Source organism: Sphingobacterium sp. xlx-130 (genome assembly GCF_011007405.1).
In the GTDB taxonomy this organism is placed as follows: domain Bacteria; phylum Bacteroidota; class Bacteroidia; order Sphingobacteriales; family Sphingobacteriaceae; genus Sphingobacterium; species Sphingobacterium luzhongxinii.
The window spans coordinates 412,054-428,699 of the sequence record NZ_WFKN01000004.1 but is presented as its reverse complement, the minus strand read 5'-3'; the positions used below and the strand labels follow the sequence as shown (position 1 = coordinate 428,699).

General features: G+C 40.5%; 11 protein-coding genes. 2 read left to right on the top strand and 9 right to left on the bottom strand.

Annotation, left to right across the window (positions count from 1 at the left end):
• Positions 1-6 precede the first annotated feature (6 nt).
• The 9 genes from G7B18_RS07975 to G7B18_RS07935 form a co-directional block, all read right to left on the bottom strand.
• Complete coding sequence (locus G7B18_RS07975) at positions 7-768, bottom strand: DUF4843 domain-containing protein (RefSeq protein WP_164108710.1); 762 nt, start codon at positions 766-768, stop codon at positions 7-9.
• A 5-nt stretch (positions 769-773) separates the two neighbouring features.
• The gene (locus G7B18_RS07970; RefSeq protein WP_164108711.1) at positions 774-2,192 is read right to left on the bottom strand and encodes a RagB/SusD family nutrient uptake outer membrane protein; all 1,419 of its coding nucleotides are present in this window, start codon (positions 2,190-2,192) and stop codon (positions 774-776) included.
• Between the two features lie 10 nt (positions 2,193-2,202).
• The gene (locus tag G7B18_RS07965) at positions 2,203-5,478 is read right to left on the bottom strand and encodes a SusC/RagA family TonB-linked outer membrane protein (protein WP_164108712.1); all 3,276 of its coding nucleotides are present in this window, start codon (positions 5,476-5,478) and stop codon (positions 2,203-2,205) included.
• 283 nt (positions 5,479-5,761) lie between these two features.
• Positions 5,762-6,946 (bottom strand): FecR domain-containing protein, encoded by a 1,185-nt coding sequence (locus tag G7B18_RS07960; RefSeq protein ID WP_164108713.1) that lies wholly within the window; start codon positions 6,944-6,946, stop codon positions 5,762-5,764.
• A gap of 86 nt (positions 6,947-7,032) precedes the next feature.
• On the bottom strand, positions 7,033-7,635 hold the full coding sequence (locus tag G7B18_RS07955; RefSeq protein WP_164108714.1) for an RNA polymerase sigma factor: 603 nt from the start codon (positions 7,633-7,635) through the stop codon (positions 7,033-7,035).
• Between the two features lie 137 nt (positions 7,636-7,772).
• Positions 7,773-8,924: an alpha-hydroxy acid oxidase gene (locus G7B18_RS07950; RefSeq protein WP_164108715.1), complete on the bottom strand. Its 1,152-nt coding sequence runs from the start codon at positions 8,922-8,924 to the stop codon at positions 7,773-7,775.
• A gap of 135 nt (positions 8,925-9,059) precedes the next feature.
• On the bottom strand, positions 9,060-9,281 hold the full coding sequence (locus tag G7B18_RS07945; RefSeq protein WP_164108716.1) for a heavy-metal-associated domain-containing protein: 222 nt from the start codon (positions 9,279-9,281) through the stop codon (positions 9,060-9,062).
• A 33-nt stretch (positions 9,282-9,314) separates the two neighbouring features.
• A complete protein-coding gene (locus G7B18_RS07940) occupies positions 9,315-11,534 on the bottom strand; it encodes a heavy metal translocating P-type ATPase (RefSeq protein WP_164122307.1) in 2,220 nt (739 codons plus the stop codon).
• A gap of 90 nt (positions 11,535-11,624) precedes the next feature.
• Positions 11,625-14,978: a DEAD/DEAH box helicase gene (locus G7B18_RS07935; RefSeq protein ID WP_164122306.1), complete on the bottom strand. Its 3,354-nt coding sequence runs from the start codon at positions 14,976-14,978 to the stop codon at positions 11,625-11,627.
• A gap of 729 nt (positions 14,979-15,707) precedes the next feature.
• Here G7B18_RS07935 and rpsL point away from each other — a divergent pair.
• Together rpsL and rpsG are read left to right on the top strand one after the other, a co-directional pair.
• Positions 15,708-16,121 (top strand): 30S ribosomal protein S12, encoded by a 414-nt coding sequence (gene rpsL, locus G7B18_RS07930; protein WP_002993550.1) that lies wholly within the window; start codon positions 15,708-15,710, stop codon positions 16,119-16,121.
• A gap of 19 nt (positions 16,122-16,140) precedes the next feature.
• Positions 16,141-16,608 (top strand): 30S ribosomal protein S7, encoded by a 468-nt coding sequence (rpsG, locus tag G7B18_RS07925; protein WP_022829265.1) that lies wholly within the window; start codon positions 16,141-16,143, stop codon positions 16,606-16,608.
• Positions 16,609-16,646: the final 38 nt, after the last annotated feature.

Below are 16,646 nucleotides of genomic sequence, written 5' to 3'. Positions count from 1 at the left end.
AATTAATTATTTCCTTGGTTCCAATGAATTAAGATAGATGCGATAACCAGTTTCGTCATCAAATGTAGGTTTCGCATTTAACTCGTTATTTAATCCTTGAAAATAAGATCTTCCTTGGTTATTGTAATCAAAAGGACAGTTTACAGGATCTGTAAAACCTATATTATAACTAATCAGTATTTTCCACTTTTTAGGATGATAAAATCCAATATAGGGGCGGCGTAAACTAGATGACCACCACTTTGGTTCGGAAAGGTAGTTATTGATATAAAGATCCGTTCTTAAGCCTCCCTTCATACCTAAATCGAAATCATCAGTAGCGACCATCTCTAAAGTAAGTCGTTTATCCTCTGGATTATTAAAGCTAGGACTTAAATTTTCACGTATTACAGGTATTTTCAAGGTGTCCTTAAGTCGGTTAGCTCTGAAAGTCTGCGTCATTGAAAAGGACTTATAATGCACTCCCTCTACCGCTGTAGTGGAATCTGTGTTAACCCGTACTTGATAAGTTCTATCTTTATCTAAAGCTATTCCTAAAAACTCAACTACTATACGTGCAGTATCGATTTTCACGTCATCATCAGCCATACCGAAAGAGAATATAGTCTCATCTTCGATAACCATTTTCCGATTAAAATCTAAACTGTAGTATTTAAATTGAATGCGAGCTTTTTCTTTATAAATATTATCAATCTCTTGATCACAAGAGGAAAATCCTATCGCTACCAGCAATATAGAGGCTATGATTGAAAAATGTATTCGTGTCATAATTTCTAATTATTTAAATTTCTATTCCCTGTTTCAATTTCTTTCAATGGCATTGGGAATACGAATATCTTATCACTCGGAGCAATGACACCAATGATACCATTGCTAGTTTGTATTCCTAAATTCAATCGCTTATAGGCATACCAAAGCTGCCCCTCGCCAACAAATTCTCTCTTTGTCTCCTGCATGATATAATCCTGCGTAAGGAAAGACCATGGTGCATTGTTGCGGATACGGTGATTCCGTAAGGTATTCATGTAAGTTTGTGCCTGCTGATCATCTTGCCCTAAATAGGATTCTGCCAAAATAAGATACATTTCTGATAGCTTAATCATAGGCATCTTTGGGAAAAACTTATCCTTATTATCAACATTATACTTAACAAAATTTCCATTACTTGTTGAAAACCACTTGATATAACGAACATCATCGTTGTTTCCTTCAAATATTGGTGACATACTAATAAACGGTAAATACGCAAACCTCGTACTCACATCTGTAATCTCAGGATAATGTAAGGCTATCGTATATTCTGACATTTTCTTGTTCCTCAAAGAGAAAATATGCTCGTCCGAAAACAACATATCAATCTCTTTTTCAGACTTATCTACACTTGAAAAATCTAACAGTCTATACTTTTCAGAATCGACGACTTCGGTAGCATACTTAATAGCACTGGCTTTGTCTCCCCGGGCTAAACTAACACGGGCCAACAATGCTTTTACGCCATAAAGGCTTAAACGTGCGACATACTTGTCCGCTTCATTTTTATTTGCAAACTCGTAAGGCTTAACCCTCGTTATCGGATCTGAAGCCAATAAACTTTCAGCTTCCTTTAAATCATTGACCACGAGCTGCACACATTCCTCTACACTGTAGATGGGAGGTAATGATACGCCAAACTCTAAGTTATAAGGGACACCTTGCGCCTTTGGTGATCGTTTTACATCAGGGCAAAATAGTCGAATTAAATCAAAATGCAGGTAAGCACGTAAGGCATAAGCCTCACCTAAAACTTGATTTTTTTGTTCTGCTGATAAGACTCCTGCATCCTTTTCTGCCCACTTGAGGATATTATTTGCACCACTAATCCCAGAATATAGTGCTTTCCATATTTCCAATATTCGAGATTGTGAACCTGCATCTTCATAATTATAGGTTTTCCACTTCTCATAAGTAGCTGAAACACCATCATAACTATAATATTGAGCAAGAAGATCAATATCCTCCATCGTTAGCTTTTTACCATAAAGACCTGGAGAAGCCATTTTACTATATACTCCAGCCAATGCCTCCTGATAGCCTTGTGGCGTGCTGAACATTTTTTCCTCCGTAACCTTATCTGCTAGTTCTACATCTAGCCACTTATCACAGCCACTAAAGAGAAAAGTACAACATAGTAGAATTAAATATTTTATTTTCATATTCTTAAATTTAGAAAGTCAAGTTAAGTGCTAGAGAAACTGTTTGTGCAAAAGGATAACTTGTTCCTCTTTCCATTTTTACTGTAGAAAAGCGGAAAAGATCATTGGCAGTCACCATAATTTTAGCACGCTCAATCTTCATTCGCTCTATACGTTCCCTTGGTAATTCATAAGAAAATGTTAAGGTCTGCAACCTTAGAAAATCATTTTTCTGTACTAAACGAGTTGTCTGGTAAGGAGGGGTCGTATCATCAATCCTTTTAAACAATGTTACGTCACCAGGTTGTTTCCACCTGTCGTATAATACCCGTTTATCCGCATTATAAAGTGGGTCAGAGCCTTCCACTTTTTGCGCCAGTGTAGAGTTGTAAATTTTAGCCCCGTATTCATAAGCTAAAATGAAATACAAGTTGAAGTTTTTATACAACAAGTTAGACTGAAAGGTACCCATCCAAGTTGGGTTCATATCCCCGACGATAATTTTATCTTTCGGATCGTAAGTATAGGTCAAATCACCATTCAGTTTTTTATAGATCTCATTACCGGTCATCGGGTCGATACCTAAGGACTCTACCACCATAAGTGCACTCTGCGAACGGCCTGCCTCATATACACGCAATGGTTTAGGTCCTGTAACAATCGAATCTTTGGCAGCCTCCAAGTTCATCGCCTCTAAAGCATTGGATAACTTCTTTATCTTATTCTTATTCGTAGCAGCACCTAAGGTGAAATTCCAATTGACTGGATTTTCGCTTCCACGAAGTACATTGAAACGCAAGCGCAAATCCATACCCCTATTTTCCATGGAACCCAGATTTTCGGTATAACTAGAAAATCCTGTAGATGGAGCCACATCAATTGGCAATAATAAATTTTGGGTATTTTTCACATAAGCATCAATGTTCAAAACTACTAGATTTTTTAACATGACTAAATCTGCACCGATGTTATTTTGAACTGTATTTTGCCATTTCAAAGAAGAATTGCCATAACCTAGTAGCTGTGCGCCGTAGTACCCATTATACTCGTAGTCGGCATCGTAAAAATATTTGGTAAGCGCTTGATCTGCTGAGAAATTAACAGATCCTGTACTTCCTATTGAGGCACGTAACTTTAATGTAGCATCACTATTCCACCATTTTTCTCGGTCCATATTCCAGGCTGCACCGGCTGACCAAAATGGCGCAAAACGTGAGTTTTTACCAAAACGGCTCGAACCATCCGTACGGAAGGATAAATCCACAAAATAACGATTCTCATATCCAATATTAGCATTACCAAAGAAACCGATCATTTTAGACTTATCGAAGTAACCATTAGGCCTAGAGTTTTCCTTAAACTTCTGTGCATATTGGATAAAGTTCATATTATCACTCAAAAAACCTGTCGCTGTGTATCCTTCTCCAATTCCTGATGTTGTTACCGTATTAGCACCAACACCAATATTCGTAGTTATTTTCTCTAAAAAAACTTTGTTGTAAGAAGCTGTAACGGTACCATCAAAATCCAAATCGTCTTGATCATACATATAATAACTTCCTTTTTTGCTAGAATCGGTCTCTTTATCGAAAGATGAAGATAATGGAGAAATATATTTCTCATTTTTTGTAAGCTTCTTCGTTAATGACGCACGCCCTGTAACTCGAAAGCTGTTATTAATACGCCAATCGATATTAAAATTATCTTGGATTTCGGTGTATTTATTGTAATCTATATTAGGTAAACTTGCGTCTACCAAAGGGTTTATCGCATTATTAAATCCGTAAGAACGGATCATCTGCCCCGTCTCTGCATCAAAAACCCGTTCAATGGGATTTAATCTTGCATATGCACTAAATGATCCATAGGGCGAATTATAGCCTTTGACATTATTCACTGTCACATCATTACGAATCAAAAAACCTGATTTCGGATAGTAATTGAAACTCACATTGATACCATACCGATCACGTCCTGATTCTTTCATTACCCCTTTATCTTTATCATAGTTTAAGTTAACACCGTATCTGAATGTACGATCTCCCCCTTCCACAAAAGCAGTGTATCGCTGATTGACAGAGGTGGTTAATGGCTTGGACAACCAATAGGTATCCACTCCGCGAGCAACTTCTGCCAAGCGCTCATTATAGAGGAGCTCTTTGCGAATTTGTTCTTCTCGTCCATTACCTCTATACACCCCTCCTAAGACCTCATATTGTAACTTTTCCGATGAATTCATCAGATTATAATCCCGCAAATCTGGTACTGATACGTTGGTCGTACTATTGAAAGTAATTCGTACATCCCCTTCTTTAGGTGGAATGGTTGTAATTAAAATTACTCCATTTGCGCCTCTAGAACCGTATAGAGAAGTTGCAGAGGCATCTCGCAATATCACGAAGGACTCAATACGGTTCATATCTAAATCGTAGATACGAGTTGGTGACACTTCAATACCATCTAAAAGGTACAGTGGACCATTGGGATTGCTTCTCGCATCGTCTGCACTGGAACGTAAGTCAAATCCATTCTCGCCTCGAACGGTTATCTCCGGTACTCTATTCGGATCGGATCCAAATTCTAAATTTGGTGCTACACGAATCGATGGGTCAAATGCATTTAATGCCTGCATCAAGTTCAATGATCCTACTTTTTTCAAATCTTCACCTGATACTACAACCTGTGATCCCGTAGCACTTTCTTTAGTACGATTAAAATAACCAGTAGAAACCGTCACTTCGTCAATGTTGCTGGAAGATTTCAACACGATAGTCATCTCCTTTTTGGCCTTGACTGTCTGCTTTTCATAACCAACAAATGAAACGATTAAATTAATCCCTTCTTTAGGTACCTTAAGTTCGAATTCACCATTATTGCCACAAGTGCAGCCAAGCTTCTGCCCTTCGACTTGCACAGTCGCTCCAACCAGGGGTTTCCCTGCTTCATTGGTAATTTTTCCTTTGATAATAACACCATCTTGAACTTCTACATTAAGTACAGTAGAATGATCTTTTTCTTTTGGCAACAGGACAATCGTCTTTTCTTCAATCTTATAGGTCAACCCCTTGGATTCGAGAATCTCTTCTATGGCTTTGGACAAAGGGGCCTTATTTAAGTCGATAGAAATACTGCTTTCGACATCCAGCATTCTCGAATTATAAAGGAATCCATAGCCTGTCTGCTTGGTTATGGTGCGTAGTGCATCCTTTATTTTTACACGTTGTCCCTTCAATGTGACCTGTTGTGAATAGACAGCGGCACTGAGATGTAACAACGGAACAAGCGTTAAAACTCCAGTTAATTTCATAATTCTCCAGATTTTTTGCGTCCTCAGTCGATGAGTTTCCGATGAGTCGATCGGAGAGGACAAATTAATACGGCATAGCCACCTTGCAAAAGGTGCTTTTTTATCCGAGTAGATTTGCATACTTTTGGTTAAGAGTTAGTTAATAAACAGTGTAAAATGGATAGAGGCTAGCTCTAATATCAGTCCCGATGGCCGTCGGGACTTTTTAATTTCTTGTCGTCTTGTAAATCGTTATATCACATAGGCATTTTCTTCATTTCTTAGGTTTTAAAATATATTGTTGTTAGTTTTTATTGCTTTTTAATCGAGAGACGATTACTTTTCTTCCTTTGATATCAAAATGTAATTGTTGAGATACGCTCAGTATTTTTAATACCTGTTCGATATTCTCCTTTTTGGGTACCATACCGTCAAATACACAATCGCTATAGTCAGCTTTTTCGAAAGCGATATCGATATCGTACCATCTCGAAAGGGTCTGCATGATCTCCGTAATAGTATTATTGTCAAAACTGAACATTCCTTCTTTCCAAGCTAAAAGATTTTCCATACCCACGATCTTTTCAACATTTAACCCACCTTTATTTTCGTCCCATACGGACATCTCTCCCGGACGTAAGAAAATCTGTCGCCCTCCTGCTGTAACTGCCACACGCCCCTCTAATAGACTGGTCTGTACTCCTCCACGCTCGGGATAAGCATTCACGTTAAAATGTGTCCCCAGTACCTTGATCGTCTGCTTTCTGGTCTGAACTATAAATGGTTGCTCTTCCCGTTTAGCGACTTCAAAGTAGGCTTCTCCCGTGATATCGACCTCTCTCGTATTAGGTTTAAACTGTGTAGGAAAAGTGATTGAAGACTCTGCATTAAGCCAGACTTTGGTACCATCGGCCAATACAACGGCAAACTGTCCTCCTTTTGGTGTACGCACTGTACGTATTTCTCCTTTGTCCTGTGTTGGCAAGTTCGCCGTACTGAAAGTCAACATTCCGCTGGAATCTTTAAATACCAAGCTTTCTTTACCTTCAATATCGGTACTGCTATCTAGGGCAATGATACTGCCATCTTGGAGTACCAATGTCGCTTTATCTTCGCCCGGTAGTATAGCGAGCTGCTCCTCGGACATCTCTAAAATGTCATTGTTATTCATCCATAAGTAGCTACCCCATAATCCAACAAGCAGAAGTACAGCGGCAGCCCCCCAACTCCAATATAAACGGCGAACTTTTTGTCGTGGCAGTTGAATACGATCGTGTAACGCCAATGAAACTCTTGCAAGAATAGCTCGTTGATCACTCGTCACTTCTAACTCCCGTTCTTCTCTCAGTTCGTCCAAAATAAGATCACGCAACTGTCCTGAATCACTTTCTTCTTGAAAATAATCCAACAATTGTAAAAGCTCACGAGCAGACGCCTGTCCGCTGAGGTATTTTGAAAATAACTCTTTTATATTCGTTTCTAGTTTCAACTGATTAGGTCCTTTTATAAGCTTATACGGAGAAGTATTAAAAAGTACCTATTGTAATTTTACTTTTTTTTCGGAAAAGTAAAAAACTACTTGAGGAAATTAAATAGGGCGACCGTGATCCAAAAAAACAGGAAAGGAAACTCTTTCTTTAAAATGGCATTTGCCTTGGTCAGGTGATTATTTATCGTTGATTTACTGATTCCTAAAAGTGCACTGATCTCAGCGTAGCTTTTTCCTTCCAACTTGAAAAGAATGTATACCTGTTTACACTGTGGTGGCAGCTTTTCTATCGAACTCATCAGACGTTCTTCGGTCTGTTTAAACACCATATCCTCTTCGATATGGCCGTAGAACTCCGAGTAGGTTTTCACGAATTCAGCTCGATAGCGCTCATCTAAACTCTGCTTTCTAAAATAGTCATAAACAAGATTTTGAGCGATCGTAAATAGGTATCCTTTAAAAGATTGGTCAATATCTATCTGCGATTTTTTGTCCCAGACCCGAAGAAAAAGATCTTGTAGAAGTTCTTCGGCGGTATCCTCATGGCCCAAAAGACGTATCAACCGGCCTAAAATACGTGGGCTGTATTCCGTATAGAGTGCATCGAAAGCAGCATAATTTCCTTTCTTCAAAAGCACTAGCTGCTCCCGTTCCTCCAAATCACTACTAAAACTATTCCTGCTGAACATATTTATGTATCTCCACTAACTGACCTCTTCTACCACCTTTCTCCGGCCCAACCAATTGGGAGTCAAATATAAATTATATTCAAAAACAATGCAAGTACGATTATCGGCTAGGTTAACTCCTTTTCGTAAAAACGTTATTATCTTTTAATCAGCCGTTCGGAAAATTGTTCTACGCGCTCTAAACTAAGTTGTTGCATCAATTGATACAGTTGTGCTTTGAAAAGATTAATGGTATGTCTCCCTCCCTCATCGCCTAATGCCCCCACACCGTACATAAATGGCCTACCCATAAAATTAAAGGCTGATCCTACAGCGTGCGCTCTCGCTAGATCTACGCCCGAACGAATACCTCCATCGAGCATAATCGTCATACGGTCACGGTAACGCTCATTACTGGTCAATCGCATCAAGGAGTGTAACGAAGACTCTGCTGCATCCAGCTGCCTACCACCATGGTTGGATACGATAACGCCATCCACACCGATATGTAACGCATCTTCCATATCTTGTTCCGTAGCTATTCCTTTCAGGACCAATGGCCCCTTCCAGATATCGCGGATAGCTTTGATTTTCTCGACAGTCACCTTACCGGTAAATGTACGGTTCATAAACTGTCCCAACTGTGCCAGATCCAAACCTTTCTCCATATAAGGTTTTAAAGTCGCAAACGATGGAATACCAGCGCGTAACGTATTGATGCCCCAGGTCGGACAACGCATGGCTTGTAAGATGGTGGATGGGTTGAGTTTTGGAGGCATGGAAAGTCCGCTTTTGATTTCCCTATAGCGCAGCCCGAAGGAAGGCACATCTACCAAAACTACCAGTACGGGGCATTCTACATCTTTCAGTCGCCTTAAAATATCGTCACGAAGACGATCTTCGGTCGGGTGATACAGCTGAAACCAGGCTTTACCGTTTGATACCTCGGCAATCCGTTCGATGCTGGCTGTCGACACCGTACTTAAGGTATAAGGAATATCTTGCTCCGCGGCCGCCCGTGCCAATATTTCAGGAGCGTTGGGCCACATTAATCCTTGAAGTCCTATTGGGGATATCCCGAAAGGTGCACTATATTTTCTCCCAAAAAGCTCCACCGACATATCGATCTTGCCTACTTCCTGCAGATAGCGGGGCTGGAGTAAAATATCATCAAAGTCGTTCTCGTTGCGTAGCAGATTGAGTTCTTCATTGCATCCGCCTTCTAAATAATCGAATGCAAACTTGGGTATGCGGGACTTGGCTTTTTTCTTCAAGTCCCCTATAGATGGGTATTTGGAATTATACAACATGTTGGGTTAGTCTCTATCGTAAAAAATAAAATTACGCTCATTTTGGGATTCCCGATAACAGAATATTACCCGATCAATACGTATTATTAACATAAAAAAGGAAGAGGAGCTTGAAAAAGCTCCTCTTCCTACTCCTTATCCTTCTACCTGTTCGATATTGAAGCCGGCATCCTTGACGACCTGGATGATATCTTCGACAGAGCTTCCCGCTGAGTTAACCGTAAGAATCTTATCCCGATTGGCGATATCTACTTCCCAGGAGTCGACACCTTCGGCTTTGTCTAAATGCGGAGTTACCTTTGTAACGCAGCCACCACAGTTGATATTTGTCTTGAATTGAAATTTTTGAGTTTCCATATTATACTTATTTATTGTTATTAAAATCTATTCTTATTTCTTGAGTTTTAGTCTTAAGCTATTACTGACGACACTGACACTGCTTAGCGCCATGGCTGCTCCAGCGATCATCGGATTCAACAGGAATCCATTGATCGGAAACAGTAGCCCCGCTGCTAATGGAATCCCGATTAAGTTATAGATAAAGGCCCAAAACAGGTTTTGCTTGATCGTAGCTACGGTCTGTTTGGATATCTTTATGGCTTGTGGGATCTTCAACAGGTCGGACGAGATAATTGTCATTTTAGCCACATCCATTGCGATATCTGACCCTTTGCCCATGGCAATACTCACATCGGCAGTAGCCAATGCACTACTGTCATTGATACCGTCGCCGACCATCGCTACGACATACCCCTTGGCCTGTAGCTCCTTGACGAACTCCGCTTTCTGGTGGGGCAATACCTCTGCTTTATAATCCTTAATACCGGTTTGTCTGGCAATCGCCCCAGCCGTAGCATTGTTGTCACCGGTCATCATATATACTTCGATTCCTTTGCTCTGTAATTCCTTTATCGCTTTTTTCGACGTGTCCTTGACCTTATCGGCTATAGCCATAATACCAAGTACTTCACGATCAGAAGCAAACCATATTACCGTCCGGGCCATATCTGCCCAAGACGTCGCCATTTCGACGATTTCTTCGGGAACAGCTATTTTGTACTCGGCCAGAAGGCTTGGGTTACCAACTAGATAAATCTCTCCATCCAATGTAGCCTGTACTCCTTTACCAGTAATACTTTCAAAACCATCTAACCTTAAGGATGTATATCCTTCCAAGTGTTGGACCACAGCATCAGCAAGCGGGTGTTCGGACTGCCGCTCGATGGAAAACAGGATCTGCTTAATCCGTGTTTCATTCACCTTCCAGTATTCTGCCACAACTTTTGGTTTTCCTTCAGTAATCGTACCGGTCTTGTCCAAGACGACAGCCGTAATATTCTTGGAAAGCTGTAAACTCTCCGCATCCTTAATTAATATCCCACTTTCTGCAGCTTTACCTACACCGACCATGATCGCTGTTGGAGTAGCTAGTCCCAGTGCACATGGACAGGCGATAACCAATACTGTGACAGCAGATATCAGCCCCATCACCCAAGCATGCTCTCCACCAAGTAAAGCCCAAAGGATAGCGGTGATAATAGCAATACCCATCACGATAGGTACAAATACAGCAGCAATCTTATCGACTAGCTTCTGCACTGGGGCTTTAGAACCCTGTGCGTTCTGTACCATACGAATGATCTGCGCTAGCATGGTATCTTTGCCGACCTTTTCAGCACGGAATTGAAAACTACCTTTTTGATTGATCGTACCGGCATAGACCGACTCCCCTTCTTTCTTCTCGACGGGTACCGGCTCACCGCTGAGCATACTCTCGTCGACAAAGGAACTGCCCGACGTGACTTTGCCATCTACGGCGATCTTTTCTCCTGGTTTAACCAAGACCGTATCGCCAATCATGAGCTGCTCAATAGGAACGACTTGTTCCTCTCCGTTGGGTAATATCACCAATACGGTTTTGGGCTGTAACCCCATCAACTTCTTGATGGCGGTCGAGGTATTGCCTTTGGCTTTTTCTTCTAAAAGACGTCCCAATAAGATGAATGCAATAATAACAGCAGCAGCCTCAAAATAGACATGCGCCTCGATGCCTCGTGCCATTAGGTAGTCCTTCGCCAGCATATTGAATATACTAAACAAATACGCGATACCTGTACTCAACGCAACAAGTGTATCCATATTTGCCTTTTTATGTTGAAGTTGCTTCCAGGCGTTGATAAAGAAATCTTTTCCAAACCAAAGAACTACAAGGGTGGAAAACACCAGCATGATCTCATTGCCATACGGCATATGCATGAAGAACATCCCGATGATCACTACAGGCAAAGACAATACTATCGATCCAATTGTTTTTGTCTTTAAGCCCTTGTATTTCTTTTCATGGAGTTCGTCTAAAATTTCTTGTTGCTTCTCCTCAGCCTCGACTAATATATCAAAACCAATATCCTGTAATGCCTTCTGTAATTTGGTGGGGTCAGACTTACCTTGTTCAAAATTTACTGTGACAGTTGCTGTCGCAAAGTTAACGGATGCATCTATAATTCCTTCTACCGTCTGGGCCATGCTTTCGACACTCGAAGCACAACTGGCACAACTCATGTGCAGCACGGGGTACGATTTTTTTATTTGTGTGGATTGTCCAACTTGCATAACAATATTTCTATTTAGTATTACAAAGTTGAGCAATTATGCCTCATTCCTATTATAGGATTTGGAAAATGTGTTATAGAATTACGGGGATTAGCTAGTCCTGCTCACCAAATCTAGCAGATCCTGCTTGGACAAGGTATCAAACCAGTTATTATCGGCCGTAATCAAATCTCCTGCAAGCTGTTGTTTACGCTGTTGCAGATCAACGATTTTCTCTTCGATCGTATTGGTACAAATAAGACGTATTGCTGTAACCTTCTTTTCTTGCCCGATACGGTAGCTCCGGTCTATAGCCTGGCGTTCGACAGCAGGGTTCCACCAAGGGTCGACCAGATATACATAATCAGCTCCGGTGAGATTGAGTCCTACGCCTCCTGCCTTTAGACTGATCAGAAATACCCTGACCGAATTATTCTGTTGAAAATCATCCACAATAGATTTCCGATCGAGCGTCTGTCCCGTAAGGTACGTATAGGAGATTTGTTCTTTATCCAACCTGTTTTTAATCAACTCGAGCATACCTACGAACTGTGAAAATACCAATATTTTATGCTCCCGCATTTTATTATGGATCTGTTCGACAAGTATATCAATCTTAACGCTATGCGCCGTGGGATGTCCCTCCTGTAGCAATGCCGGAGAATTGCAGATCTGCCGCAGACGGGTCAGAAACGCTAAAATATGGAGTCGGTCCTTTTCCAATAGATCTTGGTTGGTTTTTGTGAGGTAGCTTCGGATTTCTTCTTCGTAGCTCGTATACACAGTACGTTGGGCATTTCCCATCTCACAATAGATAATCGATTCTGTCTTATCGGGCAATTCTTGGGCCACTTGTTTCTTGGTACGTCGGAGCATAAAGGGTTTGATACGTTGCTCCAATTCGACTGTCCGCCGTTGAAAATCAAACTGATCAATGGGAATAGCATAGGTATCTTTGAAAAACTGCTTGTTTCCCAATAGACCAGGGCAAGCAAAAGAAAATAACCCAAAGATATCGAAGGTACTATTTTCGACAGGTGTACCCGTCAATACTATTCTATTGGTCGACCGCAACAAGCAAACTGTTTTATATCGTTCAGAATTGGGATTTTTGATCAACTGTGCTTCGTCTAGTATAACATAGTGAAAAGCTTTCTTCTTGAACAAGTGAATATCGGAAGAAAGAACACCATAACTTACCAAGACAACATCGTAAGTATCGAAGTGCTGTACCATACGCTGCCGTGATCCCCCCGAATAACAACCTACCCGAAGTTCTGGTGCAAATCGCGCGATTTCGTCTTGCCAGTTGAACAGCAGGGAGGTCGGTACTACGACAAGATGGGGCTGTGGCCCATATTTATCTTTGAGATATAGTAAAAAAGTAATTACCTGCACCGTCTTACCCAGTCCCATATCATCGGCGAGACAGCCTCCAAAACCAAAACGATCTAAGAAGCAAAGCCAATCAAACCCACGATGTTGATACCCACGTAATGTCGCTTTAAGCCCTATCGGTATAGGATTTACAGGTATTTCATTCGCATTCAAAAAATTATCTTGAAAAGAGCGCAGCTCTTCTCTTGTTTCTAAAGCTAATACTTCCTGTTCGAAAAGTGCGGCTACTTCGGAAAATCGCACCTTAGGAATATGCAATAATTCCTTCTCGATATGCCCAAGGCTAAAATAGGGACTTATCCTCGCTATCCATTCATCGGGTAGTAGGCCACGCGTACCGTCGCCCAGCTCGACAAATTTGCTTTTATTTTTGAATGCTCGCTGTAAATGCCGAAGTTGGACTACCTGCCCTCCGAAATCTATTTTTAAATGGACATTAAACCAGTTTTTACCGCTATTGACCTTGATATCAACCTTACCTTGATAAGGATTGATCCGCGGTCCGCCAAGTTCACTAAATCCAAGAATAGTTATCCCTTCCTGTTGCCAATATCCGAAAGCTGAAAGAAACCAACTTTCGTCAAAAAATTTATCTTTATAGAGATAGAAGTATGTCGGATCCTGTAGCTGCTCTTCGAAATCGGGATGCTGTAGCAAGACCGATGCTGTAAATTGTTCTTCAAACGCTGTATCACGATTGATTTTAAAACGCCTGCCAATCTCGTCGGTACCATACAGTTGCTTGCGGGAATATACAGCGACCTCTGTATCTCCATAACGAACTACAGGGGTGATAGATACGAACAAACCTTCTTTTTGGAGGTAAATTATTTTTTGGACGTCATAATCAGGCTGTGTTGTCAGTTCTTCTGCCACTTGATAGATATAATTATAAGCTATCTGTACGTACTCCTCAATAGGATCTAAAAATTGAGCGGTAAAGGTTTCATATTTACTGGTATGAATAAGCAATGTATCACCATGCTCTTTTAAAAAGCGTAGTACACGTAACAGATCTTGGTCTGAGACATAGATATATTGGTCTTTAAAAAATATAAAACACGCATTCTTCAGTACCAACTGCGACATGGGCAAATCTACCCCTAGAATGGTAAGTACACTTTTAATCTCATAGTAAGATTCGCGCTGTAAAACAGATAAGTGCAATTCAGGCCTAGCAGCGGTTAGTTTCACAGGAAACAAACTTTTTGCAGATATGGTGTCGGATTTGGACCTGTCATGATAGTATACCGGTAGATCCAAAGAATTTGATGCGATGACTTTCAGCGCCAACGTTTCGCTTTCATTACCTCCCCCTTCAAAGCGACTCTGCAAACTGAGCATCGCCGTCAGGAACTTAAGATGAGCGACATTAGTCTCTGCAAGTATCTGTCTAGTCAAGTCGACAGCCGTAATGGGGCTTCTCAATTTTCCGTGTTGCGAAAAAGAAACCTCATACAGTAAAAACTGCATCTGATCGTAAAACCGATGTTTACTCAAGACTAACACCCAATTCTTACTATCCGCTGAAAATGAGGCAACATCTCGTTTAGACTTGGTGCGGGCAAAATTATTTTTCTTGTAAAATGTCCTATCTATACGAAGTAAGCCTCTCTCTTTTGGATAAACATTGGTTTTGCCGGCTTCATACTGCAAATAAAAAAAGGCATCCATCTCTTTTTCTTTATCTAAGCCATAATCCCTTGCCAAATACCGGAAACAACTGTCCCGTAGTCGTGAATCAAAGAATATCCGGTAATCCTCCTGTCTCAATACGGCATCGATAACCTCGAGCTGATGAATGCACAATTTATCAGAAATAGAAGTACAGGTACAGGTTAATGTCAAAGTGTATTCCTCTTGAAGTACCCCTACTGTTGGAGGAGTCGTATCCACAGATTCTCTTGTAAACAAGCCTTCATTCAGATCGATATGCAAAGGATAAATGGTGGCATACCGGTCTAGATCTAGCCCCGTGCTACCTGCAGCCAAATATCGCATCAGATCGTATACGGAACAGGACGATAAAATTATATGTTGTAAGACTACGGTATGTTTTTCTTGCATGTGTACGGATCCTGCTTTTGGTTTTTAAAGATAGGAATACGAGCGCATACGACATGTATTAAGTTGCGCAAAAAAAGTTCTCTAAAAAAGCTGCTCCTATTACAAAAAAACTAAACGGAATGCGAAAGGTATGGTTTCATGTATTTTTCGATCAGGAATGCTGCCGACCATGGCTACAAAATTTTCTAAAACTGCTGGATCCTTCCTATGAAATATCCATGTAACAGAAAAGCATAAGCACCGCTGAAACCAACCGATCTTTTGAGCTCATCGGAGATAATCTAGATATTCCATGTGGCTTTTACAAAAACAAATCACACACATATGAAATATATACATTTAGCAGAACTGTACAAACACCAATGACCGCGAAGCGGAATGCACGCCAGTTAATACATAATGCATCATATACTTTGGATCTGTCCGCTTGTGGATGACAATTGAAAACCAAACCGAGCTTGCGAGTTCACGAAGTAATTAAACACATATCAAATAAAAAGTCCAACATATATTAAGTCAGGATACATGCTATATGTACGAAATCACGAAATCTAACAGGCTGATCGAATCACAAGACTCCCCCTCCCCGCTATATTTTCAAAAGACAACCTGTGTGAACAAAATCTTTGAAAGATTTTAAAGCTAACTATTTAGAGTTCAAAATATTCTTTATATCTTTGCAGACTTTAAAAAATTAATTTTTACAAATTAAAAAACAAAAAAAGGTAAATGCCTACTATTCAACAATTAGTTAGAAAAGGTAGAGTAGCTCTGGTAGACAAGAGTAAGTCGCCAGCGTTGGACTCATGTCCACAGCGAAGAGGTGTATGTACACGTGTATATACTACTACCCCTAAAAAACCAAACTCAGCAATGCGTAAAGTAGCTCGTGTACGTTTAACAAACGGTAAAGAGGTTAACGCTTACATCCCTGGAGAAGGTCACAACTTACAAGAGCACTCGATCGTATTGATTCGTGGTGGTCGTGTTAAGGATTTACCAGGTGTACGTTACCACATCATCCGTGGTGCATTAGATACTTCAGGTGTAGCAGGTCGTAACCAACGTCGTTCTAAGTATGGAACTAAGCGTCCTAAACCAGGACAAGCAGCTGCAGCTCCAGCAAAAGGCAAAAAGAAATAATTAAACGGAGGAAAGAAAAATGAGAAAATCAAAACCAAAAAAGAGAATCATTTTACCTGATCCAAAGTTTAACGACGTTCAGGTAACACGTTTTGTAAACAATATGATGTTTGACGGTAAAAAATCTATCGCTTACTCAATTTTTTACGATGCAGTAGAATTAGTAGAACAAAAAACACAAGAGAACGGGTTGGAAGCTTGGAAAAAAGCTTTAAACAACGTAATGCCTGCAGTAGAGGTTAAATCTCGTCGTGTTGGTGGTGCCAACTTCCAAGTTCCTATGGAAGTACGTCCAGAGCGTAAAATCGCTTTAGGAATGAAATGGTTAATTTCTTACGCTCGCAAACGCGGAGAGAAAACTATGTTCGAAAAATTAGCAGGAGAGATCATTTCAGCTTCTAAAGGTGAAGGTGCTGCTGTTAAGAAGAAAGAAGATACGCACAAAATGGCTGAGGCTAACAAAGCGTTCTCACACTTCAGATTCTAATTTTGAAAACGACAAAACAAATATGATTACACCGATCT